Here is an 11595-nt window from a genome sequence, read left to right as displayed (position 1 = left end):
GCCCCAGATGATCGAGCAGTTCGCGACAGCGCCTGGGATCGAGAAAATCGGCGACGTCCAGCGAGCGCGAGTCAGCCCGTGCGGCCGACTTCAAGCGCAGCGTACCTGCCAGGTAGTGCCAATGCGCAGGATCGAAACCGTGGGTGCGGGACGCTTCGCTCATGCATCCTTCCGCCTGGCGAACGGGATGCACAGCGGCGTATGGAAATAGGGATCGTCGATCACCTGGCAATCGAGCTGGAAGATCTCCTTGACCCGCTGGCGGGTGATCACTTCGTGGGGCGTGCCCTGCGCGTGGATCCGGCCATCGCGCAGCGCCACGATATGATCGGCGTAGCGACAGGCCAGGTTGAGGTCATGCAGCACCATGACGATGGTCTTGCCCGACTCGCGGTTGAGGCTCGCAAGCAACTCCAGCACCTCCATCTGATGAGCGAGATCGAGAAAGGATGTCGGCTCGTCGAGCAGCATCAAGGGCGTATCCTGGGCCACCGCCATGGCGATCCAGGCCCGCTGACGCTGGCCGCCGGAGAGCGTCTCGACCCGGCGCTCGGCAAACTCGCTCAGTTCGGTGCGCCTGAGCGCCTGCTCGACCTTGCGCTCGTCCTGCTCCGACCATTGCGCCAACCAGCTCTGATGGGGATGACGCCCCAGCGTGACCAACTGGCGCACGGTGATGCCCTCCGGCGCCATCGGCTGCTGCGGCAACAGCGACAACAGCCTCGCCACGGCCCTGGTCGGCTGCCGTTGAATGTCGCGTCCGTCGAGAATCACGTTGCCCTGCCACGGCAACAGCAGGCGCGCCAGCGCCTTGAGCAGCGTGCTCTTGCCGCAGCCGTTGCTGCCCACGAGCACGGATATCCGGCCTTCCGGCAGCGTCAGCGACAACGCGTCCAAGATGGTCCGACGCTGGTAGCCCAGGGTGAGTTCGTGCGCGGCGATCGTCGTCATGGAGTCAGCGTACCTGCCGGATCAACAAGCCAAGAAAGAATGGCGCGCCGACGGCCGCCACGAAGATGCCCGCGGGCAGGTCCAGCGGCAGGAGCAGCGTGCGTCCCAGCAGATCCGCCAGCACGACCATCGCGCTGCCGATCACGCCCGCCATGACGATCTGTGCCGCTCCCGGCCCGCGCACCAGGCGCCTCGCCAGATGTGGCGCCACCAGCCCGACGAAGGCGATGGCGCCGCCCCAGGCGACCGCGATACCGGCCAGCCCCGCGGCCAGCAGCGTCAGTGCCCCCCGCAGAAGTTGCACGCGTACGCCAATGCCCACCGCGAGCGCATCGTCCAGCGGCGCGAGCAGCGCGAAACGGGTCAGCGGCACCATAAACAGCAAGGCGCCGACGAACCACGACGCCAGTTGCGACACCTCGGTCCAGTTGCCACCGTAGACGCTTCCGGTCAGCCAGACGTAGGCCGATAGCGTGGTGGACAAGGGGCTGGACGCCAGCATGAACGTCGTCACCGCCGCCAGCATGGCGGAAAGCCCGATACCCATCAGCACCAGGCGCAATGGCGTCACCCCCTGTTGCCAGGACAGCGCGTACACCAGCCCCACTGCCGTGAGCGAGCCGCTCGCCGCCGCCAACGGCAGCCACGCGCTGCCAAACGTACCGGCGAGAAAGGCCAGATAACCAACCGCCGCGGCGCTGGCCCCGCCGGTCACGCCCAGGGTATCGGGCGACGCCAGAGGATTGCGCACCACCTGTTGCAGCAACCATCCGGAGAGCGCCAGCGCACCGCCCGCCATGGCGCCCAGCAGCGTGCGCGGCAGACGCAGTTGCCATACGATCAGGCCGAGATCGCTGCCTGGCGCCGACAGCGCCGCTGCCAGCTCACGGGGCGCCAACGGCACCTTGCCGAGCGACAGGCATGCCACGATGGCGAGCCCCAGCAGTAGCGAGGCGATCGCCACGCGACGCCACGGTCGCCAGACGAATACGCGGGAAAAACCGCCGATTCGTAACGCGCCGGTCTCAATCATTCAGGTGCCCCTGACGTCTGATCAGCCCCATGAACAGCGGCGCACCGACCAGCGCGGTCATCACGCCGATCGGCACTTCTTCGGGCAGGATCAGGGTGCGCGCGGCGATGTCCGCCAGCAGCAGCAGCGTCGCCCCCACCAGTGCGGCAGCGGGCAACCAATGGCGATGATCCGGTCCGGTCAGCCGCCGCGCGACGTGCGGCACGATCAAACCGACGAAGGCGATGTTTCCCGCCATGGCCACCGCCGCGCCGGCCAGCACGACGATCAGCGCCACCGACACGCCCTGAAGCCTCCCCACCCGCACGCCTGCCCCCACGGCGATCGACTCTCCGGCGGCCAGCACATTCCACTGTCCCGACAGCGGCCAGCACGCCAGCAGGGCCACCGACGACAGCAGCATCAACGGCCAGGTCTCCGATAGCGGCCGCGCCGACACCGATCCGGCCAGCCAGAACAGCACTGAGTCCAGGCCCTGCTGGTCGACCACCAGGAGCGCCTGACTGAAGGCGTGAAACAGCGCGGTAAGCGCCGCGCCGGCCAGAATCAGGCGCAACGGCCCCGCCTGTCCGGGACGGCCCATGGCGATCCACCACACCGCCGCCGCCGCCAGCGCGGCACCGCCGAAGGCACCGGCACTGACCAGCCAGACCGGCAGCGCACCACCCAAGGTGACGAGCAGCACCACCACGAACAGCGCCCCGGCGTTGATGCCCAGCAACCCGGGAGACGCCAGCGGATTGCGCGTCAGCGTCTGCATGATGCCGCCCGCCATACCGAGTCCCGCGCCGACGATCAGCGCCACCAGCGTACGCGTCAGGCGTGTTGTCCGGATCAGCAGATCGTCGACATCGGTGGCCGAGGGTGACCAGAGGGCATGCCACACCTTGACCGGCCCCACCCAGTGCGCGCCGGCCATCAGGCTCAGCACGAACGCCACCGCCAGCCCCGACGCGAGCCACCCCAGCCGCACCCTCACGAGCTCTCCCCTGCGGACGCCAGCCAGGCGTCCAGATCGTCGAGAATGGCGAAAATACCCAGAATTCCGCCGGACAGGCTCCAGGCAACCGGATCGACCTCCCAGACACGCCCGTGGCGCACCGTCGACAGACGCTGCCATAGCGGATGCTCGCTCAAGCGTCGATAGTGGGCCTCGGCGGACTGGCCGCGACAACGCAACACGAAAAAGACATCGGCGTCGATCGCCGGCAGGCTCTCGACGCCACCCAACTGCAGCATCACGCCAGACGACGCTCCCGAAACCCGGTTCCACTGGAAGCCGAGTTCGGACAGGAGCGACCCGCCGAAGCTCGCCGCCAGATAGCTGCGAATCTCGCCGGCGCGAACGTCGAGCAACGACACCGTCAACGGCCAGCGATCGCCGAAGCGACGCTCCAGCCGTCGCCGCAGCAGCGCCAAGCGCCGCGTCAGCGTACTCGACAGCACCGCCGCTCGCGGCTCCCGCTGCAGCGCCCGTGCCATGGCGTCGAGCGTGCGACGGTACCGGTAGATATCGTCGAGCATCAGCACCGGCGCCAGCGCCGACAGCAGCGGTTCGATGCGCTGGTGCCGGAACCGCGAAGCGACGATCAGATCGGGAGCCAGCAGCGCAATGTCCTCGAGACTGGGCTGGGTCTCGAGCCCTACCAGCGTGACGCCGGACAGTGCCGCCCGCAGATAGGGATAGATCGGCTTGTCCTGCCACGACTCCACCACCCCGACCGGCGTCACGCCAAGCGCCACCGCGGTATCGGTAGCGCCCTGGAACAGCGTCACGATGCGTGGCGAGGAAGCGTCGTGCTTGTCGCCAGCGGCGAATGCCACACCGGGCGCCGCCCCCAGGGCCAGCGCCATGACCAATAGTTCGCGTCGCGTCATTGGGCCCTTGCCTGCCACCGATCCCCAGGACCAGGTCGCTTGCCGCGCCATTTAGAAGTCGACACTGTAGCCCACGGAGAGCGTCCGTCCGCGACCGGCGAAATAGCGGTCGTTCATGTAATCGGCACTGGGGCTGTCGAGCGCACTCTGGGAGTAGTAGGTGATGTACTGCTTGTCGAACAGGTTGGCGATGCCGACGTTCAGTTCGCCCACCGGCAACTGGTAGCCGACGGCGGCGTCGACCAGCGTGTAACCGTCGAAGTCGGTATCCCAGCCATTGGCGCTGTCGTCGAAGCTCTTGTCGAACGCGTGGTTGACCTGCAGGAAAGAGGTCCATTTCGGCGACCATCGCGCGGACCAGCTCGCGATCAAACGGTCTGGGGCGACGTTGAGGCCATTGAGTCTGGAATCGAGCGTGCCGTTGTCGTCGCTGTCGTAGCGTCCCCGGGTATGGGAGTAGGCCACTCTTCCCGAGTGCCTGTCGGTGAACTCGTAGCCGACGGAAGCTTCGATGCCCTCGATTTCGGTCTCTTCGCGTTGCATCACGAAGGCGTCGTCCCGTGTCGTCAGGCGCGTGCCGAAGTCGGACGATGAAACGTAGTACGACAATTCGGCGTTCAGACGACCATCGTCGTAGCGCACACCGGTTTCGATGTTGTCCGTGACGATGGGGCGCAGATTCTCGAAGCTGTCGACCGATTGACCCGGCGTATTGATGCCACGCAGCACGCGGCCGACGTCGGGGATCGAAAACCCTTCCGAATAGTTGGTGAACAGGCTCCAGTTGTCGATGGGGCGCCACACCACACCGGCGTTGTAGAGCGTCTCCTCGAAGTCGGGCGAGCCGCCCTCGACATCGATCCCGCCGTTGGCGGCTACCGTCCGGTAACTGTCGATATCGAGCTTGGCATACTCATGGCGCGCGCCGGCCGAGAGGGTCACCGACTCGATCGGGCTGAAGTCCACCTGCACGAACGGTGAGATATCGGTGTATCGGATCTCGGGCACGTAGGTTCGATCCGTGCCCCACAGGGACTGCTCTGTCTCGTCGCGCATCACGTCGAGGCCCAGCGTCAGCTTGATGCGGTCGTCCCACAGTCCATCCTTGGTCAGCGACGTCTTGAGCCCGTACTTCTGCGTCTCCGCCATGGTCTGGTCGTAGAGCGTGCCCACCGGCGCGATGCTCGGATCCTGGAACGACCCGGAATTGGTGGCCCCGAACAGCGATTCGTAGTCCTGGTAGAACGCCAGCACGTTCAGGTGCATGCCGGCCAGATCGTAGTCGTCCCAGGTAACGCCGGTGGTCCAGACCCTGTTGTAGGGCGCAGACCCTTCCGGCTCGTCACGCTTCGAGGTGGTGGGCACCCCGTTTTCACGATCGCCCGGGACGCTGACGTAGTGGTTCTGCCCCTCGAGACGATAGTGATTGACGCTGAGCTGCAGCCGGCGGTCATCGTCGAACCAGTAGGCGACCTTGCCGAACACGTCGTAGGCGTCGGAATCCATCAGATCGCCCTGGGTATTGTCGACGCCGATGGGATCGCCATCCCCATCCACGTAGCGCCCCTGATCCTCGTAGCTCAGCGAGAAGAGATAGTCGAGGGCGTCCTTGTTGCCACTGACGCCGTAGTGGGTGCGATAGCTGGTGGTGTCCCCGTTCAGCTCCGACGTCGGCGTGGTCACCTCGGCTTCGAAATGCTGATTGAACGAGCCCGGCTCGGGTCGCCTGGTGATCAGGTTGATGACGCCACCGGCAGCGCCCAGGCCATTGGTGGCGTTCGCCCCCTTGATGACCTCGATGTGATCGATCATCGAGAAGTCGATGGTGTGCAGCTCGCGCCCGGTGGGGCGCAACGGATTGGATTGCGGAATACCGTCGATCATGACCAGCGGCGCCCGCCCGCGCAGCGTCTCGCCACTGCCGCTCATCTTCTGGCGCGGGGGCGAATAGTCCGGCAGCAGATTGCTGAGCATCTCCGACGAGTCAGAGGTGATCCGCTGCTGCTGTTCGAGCTCCTCGCGCGTGATCACGCGGATCACCTGCGGCGAGTCCTGTCGCTCGGCACCGGAGCGCGTCGCCGTGATGACCATCGTTTCGTTCGAGACGTCCGCCGCGGTGGAGGCGGCATCGGCCGCCAAGACCTGCGCCGCCGCGCCCCACCCCGCCGATATCAGCAACGTTCCCAGTAATACCCTCTCGCCGTTCATCCGCATGATCCGCCTCTCGCCGATTTTCTCGTCGTTATTTTTTCAACCCTCGCCCCGCGCCAACTCGCCGCGGGGGAATGGCGGCGCATTATTGCAAACAATATGCAAACGCACAAAATAACAATAACCATTCTCATATGACAAACGGTGACGGGATCACGCAATCGTCATCTTCATGAGCTAGTTTTCACGCCTGACGCCCCGGCATTGGGACGCTTGAACGTTTGCGGTCCTCATTCCGACGGTTCAGCTTGACGACGGCCCCCGCGTAGCCGAAGGTCAACCCTTGGCACGGCGTCCCATGGCCGCGCCTGCATTTCCCCGGTGTGACCCGTAGCGCTTCGATGCTCAGCGCCGCGACAGGGGAGCTCTCTATCACTTGAACATGGATTGTTGGCGAGTGCCGCAGACGGTAGTCGCCGGAGACCTCGACGCAATGACTCAGAGTGTGACCGCGCCAGCCAGCGACGCCCCCCGTTACATCGCGCATCGCGGCCTGTCCGCACGCGCCCCCGAGAATACCCTGGCAGCGGTTCAGGCCGCGCACGACGCCGGCTGCCAGTGGGTCGAGCTGGACGTTCAGCTGCTTGGCGACGGTACCCCCGTGATCTGGCACGACGCCGGTCTCAAGCGCTGTTCCAATGGCCGTGGCAAGCTGGTGAAGCTGGATGCCGAGAGTGCCGCCAAGCTGGATGCCGGCAGCTGGTTCGGCGCGCAGTATCGGGGCGAGGCCATGGCGACCCTGGAAGCGATGCTGGCATTGATCAAGCGACTCGACATGGGCCTCAATCTGGAACTCAAGGTCTGCCGCGGCCGCAACGCCATCGAACTGGTGCAGGCCGCCCTGCCGCCGACCCTGGAAGCGCTGCCGGCGGAGAAGCTGATCGTCTCCTCGTTCGATCGCCACGCCCTGACGGCGGCGCGGGCACTGGAATCCGATCCCGACCGCCTGCGCCTCGGGGTGCTCGACGACAAGGCCCCCAAGCGCTGGTGGCTGGAGACCGAGCGGCTTTCCGCTTACAGCCTGCACCTGGACTGGCGCAAGCTGAAGATCAAGCGGGCCCAGGAGATCGCCGACGAGGAGATCAAGCTGTTCTGCTACACCGCCAACGACCCGGTCACCTTCGAGAAGCTCTGGGACTGGGGTGTCGACGGCGTGATCAGTGACGATCCCACGCGTTTCGTCTTCCACGCGGAAGGGGCCGCCGCACGCGCGTCGAATACAAAAAGCGCCTGATACACCCGCCAATTAGGGCCTTTGGCCGCGCCTCATCGCGCATAAGATGGGCACCATGCCCGTTTTCCAGGTCGCGAGCCGTTCATGAACCCATCCACGCTCATCGGCATCATCGCCAGTGCTCTGCTACTGGCGACCGTCGTGCTGTTCACCGCCCAGGCCCCAAGCAGCTTCTTCAACCTGCCGGGGCTGGCGATCGTGCTCACCGGCACGCTGGCGGCCAGCTTCATCAGCTACCCGCTGCGGGAGATGCAGCGGCTGTGCCGCCAGATCGCGGTGGTGTTCCGACGCGAGCCCCAGGCCAGCGAGCTGGAGAGCGACCTCGAGCAGTTGATCGAAATGTCGCGCCACTGGAGCCGCGGCAATATCCGCGCCATCGAAGGCGCGCTGGAGAGCACGACCAATCCCTTCCTGCGCACCGGCATACAGATGGTGATCGCCAATACCCGCGAGGAGGAGATCCGTGAAATGCTGCGCTGGCGCATGGTGCGGGTGAAGGCCAAGGAGCGCACCGAGGCACAGATCCTGCGCACCATGGCGGTCTACGCGCCGGCGTTCGGGATGCTGGGCACGCTGGTCGGGCTGATCAACATGCTCGAGGTGATCCAGGCCGGCGACCTGGCGGTGATCGGCCCGCGTCTGGCGGTGGCACTGATGTCGACCTTCTACGGCATTCTGCTGGCCAACCTGCTGTTCAAGCCGGTCGCGGTCAAGCTCGAACGCCGCACCGAGGCCCGGCTGATGGCCATGACGCTGCTGCTCGAGGGAATCATGATGGTCAGCAAGCGTCGCCTGCCGGCTTTCATCGAGGAGGCGCTGAACACCTACCGCGCCGAACACCGCGACGAGATGCGCGATGTGCGACGCCCGCAGTCCGCCGACGCCGCGGCCGAATCCGCATGAGCCTGGCCGCGATCTCCCCCGGCGGCCCCTTCTCCGACCTGCTGTTCGACGACGGCCCCTTCGACGACGCCGGGCGCAGCAGCGAGAGCGATTCCTGGCTGATGAGCTACCTCGACATGCTCATGCTGCTGATCACGTTCTTCGTGCTGATGCTGGCGCTCTACGGCGGCCAGCTCGTCGATCGCGACCTCGAAACGCCCGCGGTCACGGCCCTGCCGCTACAGATTCCCGCGACAAGACCGCCCGCCCCTCTCCCGGCGGCGACTGTCGGTGAATTCTATCGCCCACCGCGACAGCTCGCGCCTGCGCCGCTGGCCAGCGATGCCGGCTTCTATTCGCCCGGCCCGGCCGCCGCTCCCGAGAAGAGGGTGGCCACGGTCCCGATGGTGTTCAGCGTGCCGTTGTTCGACCTGCCCGATCCCACGCCCACGCCCGCCGCCGCGCTACCACAGATCGACGGCGTCGAGATAACCGCGATCCCCCATGGATTCAACCTGCGGATCCAGGATCACCTGCTCTTCGACAGCAGCGCCGTGGGGCTGAGCGACAACGGCCGACAGCTGGTCGAACGACTGATCCCGACACTCCAGGCATTCAAGGGCACCATCTCGGTCGAAGGCCATACCGACAGCGTACCGATCTCGACATCGCGCTTCCCCTCCAACTGGGAGCTGTCGGCGGCACGGGCCTCGGCGGTGGTGCGCGTGCTGCGGCTGGCCGGGATCGACGGCGACCGGCTGCGGGCGATCGGCTACGCCTCGACTCACCCCCTGGCCAGCAACCACACCCCCGCCGGGCGCGCCAGCAACCGCCGGGTGGAACTGGTACTCCAGGAACCCGACTCGCCGACACCGTAGCGATTCGCCCCGGGCCGCTGCGCCCGTCTCCCCCGGGATGTCATCGGCCAGCATGCCGATCCTGAATTCACTTGTGGGGAGGAAGCTGCGACAATCCGGCCCGTCGAGAGACGTGTGCACGGGAAGCGCTGTATCAATTGTCGAGCAGTATAAAGCGCAAGGCGCACGCAGCGCAGAAGCCGGAGCCTATGGGTTATAGGTGAGGACTTTGAGCAGCGCGCAACGCCGCGATTTGACTGCACAGACATTTAGACAGTGTTTCCCTCGGGAAGCGGGTGAGAACCCCGCACTGCCCCCGCAACGGTAATTGCGTCAGACACCACAAGGATGCGCCGCCAGGCCATCCAGCCACTGTGATCCACCGGATATCGATTCGAAAGAATCCGCTTCAAGGGAACGTCCGGAATCGTGGGAAGGCGTGTGTGTCGGATGACCCGAGGGTCGTCGCGCGAGAGTCCGGAGACCGGCGCGTTTCTCTTCACTGGTTGATGCGGAGGGCTCATCCAGTGGCGACCCTGCCTGCCCGAGCGAACCGACGCCCGTGGCGGGTCTCGTCACGTCCGTCCTCCCATTGCGTCTTGGTCAGGATTCAGCGCCATCGCCACCGTCCAAGTCACGGCGGTGCTCGGTGACGCCACGCAGTTGGGGATCACATCACATGCGTTACAACAAGAACGCCGTCGCCTCGGGTGTCGCGCTCGCGGTCGCCATGACCGCGCTGTCCGCCCACGCCCAGCAGGCGCCGGCTCAACGACAACAGCAGCTCGACGACGTCCAGGTCACCGCCAACCGCCTGCCGCAGTCGCAGACGGACGTCTTGGCCAGCACCACCATCATCGATCGTGCCGAGATCGAGCGCAGCCAGGCGGATAGCGTGGTCGAGCTGCTGCAGAACCGTGCCGGCATCGAACTCACCCAGAGTTGTCCGGCAGGAACTGTTTCCAGCCTATTCATGCGCGGCACGAATTCGAATCACACACTCGTACTGGTCGATGGCGTCAGAATCAACTCGGCAGCCTCTTCCAATGGAGCATCCAGCCTCGAATTTCTCGATCCGGCGACCATCGAGCGTATCGAGATCGTGCGCGGCCCACGAGCAGCCGCCTACGGGGCCGATGCCATCGGTGGTGTCATCCAGATTTTCACTCGTCAAGGTGGCGAAGGCACCCATGGTGAGCTGAACCTGCGAGCGGGCGAGAACAGTCTCGGTAAGCAGAGCGCCCACCTGTCGACGGGCAATGCGGATACGCGCTTGAATGCAACACTCTTTCACCGCGATGGCAATGGGTTCAATGCCACCGAAGCCGACACCAGCGGCGAAAGAGATGGCTACCAAGCCAGAGGCGCCCAGGTCGGCCTGTCGCATCGGTTCAGCGATACCGTCGATGGCAGTGTCCAAGCCCTGCGTCAGGACTTCGACAGCGAGTACGACAGCTTCGGCGCGAGTGACTACACCAGCGAGGGCTACCAACAGAGCTTCAGCGGCGACTTGAATATCGCCTTGGAGCCGACCTGGACCATGCGGCTGACAGCCGGTCATTTCGATGAACGACGCGATGATCGCAATGCCGGAATTCGTCAGACTCTGGCCAAGACGAAGCGTGATGAACTGGGCCTGCAGCACACCTTCCTCCACGATAACGGCGTCGAGAGCCTGGGTATCGACTATCGCCACGATGCCATCGACTACGACAGCACATTTGACACGATCGATCGCGATAGCCGCGACAATTATGGCGCTTATGGTCTGATTCAGCGTCAGTACGGCCGCCACCAGTTGAGTGGCTCGCTGCGATACGATGACGACTCCCTGTTCGGAGACGAGACGACCGGTAACGTGGCCTACGCCTATCAGCTCACCGCTTACCAGCAGCTAGGGGCGAGCTACGGCACGGCCTACAAGGCTCCCACGCTCTACCAGCTCTACAGCGCCTACGGCAATACAGACCTCGATGCCGAGAAGTCCAAAAGCACCGAGCTCTTCTGGGCCTACGATCGCGATGGCTGGCGCGCCCGGGTCAGCGTATTCGAAAACCGTATCGATGACCTACTTAACACCGAGCTCGGCTCGGACGGTCTCTACCGCTACTACAATGTCGACGAAGCCCGAATTCGCGGTGTAGAACTCTCGGGCAGCTGGACCTCTGGCGGCCTGACGTTAAGCGCGACGCTAACCCGGCAAGATCCTGAAAATCGTGAAACCGGCGATCAGCTAGCGAGACGAGCCGAACTTTACGGTCGTATCGATGCCGACTACCGCTACCAGGCCGTCAGTATCGGGATGACGCTTCGCGGATCCCAAGAGCGTCCCGACAGTGACTATAGCGATACCATCAACGCTGGCTATGGCGTGGTCGACCTGCGCACCGCCTGGCAGATCACGCCGACCGTCGAACTGTCTGCCAAGCTGGAAAACGCCTTCGACAAGGATTACCAACTGGTCGATGGCTACTACACCCAGGACCGCTATCTCGAAGGTGGCGTGAAGCTCAGCTTCTGACTGCCTTTTCCATTCAGCGGCGCCGACT

General features: G+C 64.9%; 9 protein-coding genes and 1 riboswitch. Of the genes, 4 read left to right on the top strand and 5 right to left on the bottom strand.

Features of this window, described 5'->3' with window-relative positions; translation table 11 throughout:
* Positions 1 to 159 precede the first annotated feature (159 nt).
* From AC3AYF_RS12370 to AC3AYF_RS12350, 5 genes are read right to left on the bottom strand one after another with little or no spacing between them, the layout of a single operon-like run.
* Entirely contained in the window at positions 160 to 951 is a 792-nt protein-coding gene (locus AC3AYF_RS12370) for an ABC transporter ATP-binding protein (RefSeq protein WP_295036406.1), read from the bottom strand.
* 4 nt (positions 952 to 955) lie between these two features.
* The gene (locus AC3AYF_RS12365) at positions 956 to 1984 is read right to left on the bottom strand and encodes a FecCD family ABC transporter permease (protein WP_295036407.1); all 1029 of its coding nucleotides are present in this window, start codon (positions 1982 to 1984) and stop codon (positions 956 to 958) included.
* A complete protein-coding gene (locus AC3AYF_RS12360) occupies positions 1977 to 2963 on the bottom strand; it encodes a FecCD family ABC transporter permease (protein ID WP_295036408.1) in 987 nt (328 codons plus the stop codon). The genes AC3AYF_RS12365 and AC3AYF_RS12360 overlap by 8 nt, the downstream gene beginning before the upstream one ends.
* Positions 2960 to 3862, bottom strand: a complete 903-nt coding sequence (locus AC3AYF_RS12355; protein ID WP_295036409.1) for an ABC transporter substrate-binding protein — start codon at positions 3860 to 3862, stop codon at positions 2960 to 2962. Before AC3AYF_RS12355 ends, AC3AYF_RS12360 begins: the two co-directional genes overlap by 4 nt.
* Before the next feature lie 51 nt (positions 3863 to 3913).
* Complete coding sequence (locus AC3AYF_RS12350; protein ID WP_295036410.1) at positions 3914 to 6076, bottom strand: TonB-dependent receptor; 2163 nt, start codon at positions 6074 to 6076, stop codon at positions 3914 to 3916.
* 430 nt (positions 6077 to 6506) lie between these two features.
* On the opposite strand from AC3AYF_RS12350, the gene AC3AYF_RS12345 reads away from it, so the two are divergent.
* From AC3AYF_RS12345 to AC3AYF_RS12330, 4 genes are all read left to right on the top strand, one after another.
* Positions 6507 to 7307: a glycerophosphodiester phosphodiesterase family protein gene (locus AC3AYF_RS12345; protein WP_295036411.1), complete on the top strand. Its 801-nt coding sequence runs from the start codon at positions 6507 to 6509 to the stop codon at positions 7305 to 7307.
* An 84-nt stretch (positions 7308 to 7391) separates the two neighbouring features.
* Positions 7392 to 8210, top strand: coding sequence for a motility protein A (locus AC3AYF_RS12340; protein ID WP_295036412.1), 819 nt, complete (start codon positions 7392 to 7394; stop codon positions 8208 to 8210).
* The gene (locus AC3AYF_RS12335; RefSeq protein ID WP_295036413.1) at positions 8207 to 9067 is read left to right on the top strand and encodes an OmpA family protein; all 861 of its coding nucleotides are present in this window, start codon (positions 8207 to 8209) and stop codon (positions 9065 to 9067) included. Before AC3AYF_RS12340 ends, AC3AYF_RS12335 begins: the two co-directional genes overlap by 4 nt.
* 207 nt (positions 9068 to 9274) lie before the next feature.
* Positions 9275 to 9553: riboswitch (cobalamin riboswitch) on the top strand.
* Between the two features lie 172 nt (positions 9554 to 9725).
* Entirely contained in the window at positions 9726 to 11567 is a 1842-nt protein-coding gene (locus AC3AYF_RS12330) for a TonB-dependent receptor domain-containing protein (protein ID WP_487779797.1), read from the top strand.
* The last annotated feature ends 28 nt before the right edge of the window (positions 11568 to 11595 follow it).

This window comes from Salinicola sp., assembly GCF_982684285.1.
Note: the sequence above shows the minus strand (reverse complement) of the source record. Positions and strands in the feature narration are given on the sequence as shown.

Coding starts and splice junctions, on each gene's coding strand:
- AC3AYF_RS12370 (WP_295036406.1), bottom strand. CDS start 951: ATGACGACGATCGCCGCGCACGAACTCACCCTGGGCTACCAGCGTCGG.
- AC3AYF_RS12350 (WP_295036410.1), bottom strand. CDS start 6,076: ATGCGGATGAACGGCGAGAGGGTATTACTGGGAACGTTGCTGATATCG.
- AC3AYF_RS12355 (WP_295036409.1), bottom strand. CDS start 3,862: ATGACGCGACGCGAACTATTGGTCATGGCGCTGGCCCTGGGGGCGGCG.
- AC3AYF_RS12340 (WP_295036412.1), top strand. CDS start 7,392: ATGAACCCATCCACGCTCATCGGCATCATCGCCAGTGCTCTGCTACTG.
- AC3AYF_RS12345 (WP_295036411.1), top strand. CDS start 6,507: ATGACTCAGAGTGTGACCGCGCCAGCCAGCGACGCCCCCCGTTACATC.
- AC3AYF_RS12335 (WP_295036413.1), top strand. CDS start 8,207: ATGAGCCTGGCCGCGATCTCCCCCGGCGGCCCCTTCTCCGACCTGCTG.
- AC3AYF_RS12330 (WP_487779797.1), top strand. CDS start 9,726: ATGCGTTACAACAAGAACGCCGTCGCCTCGGGTGTCGCGCTCGCGGTC.
- AC3AYF_RS12365 (WP_295036407.1), bottom strand. CDS start 1,984: ATGATTGAGACCGGCGCGTTACGAATCGGCGGTTTTTCCCGCGTATTC.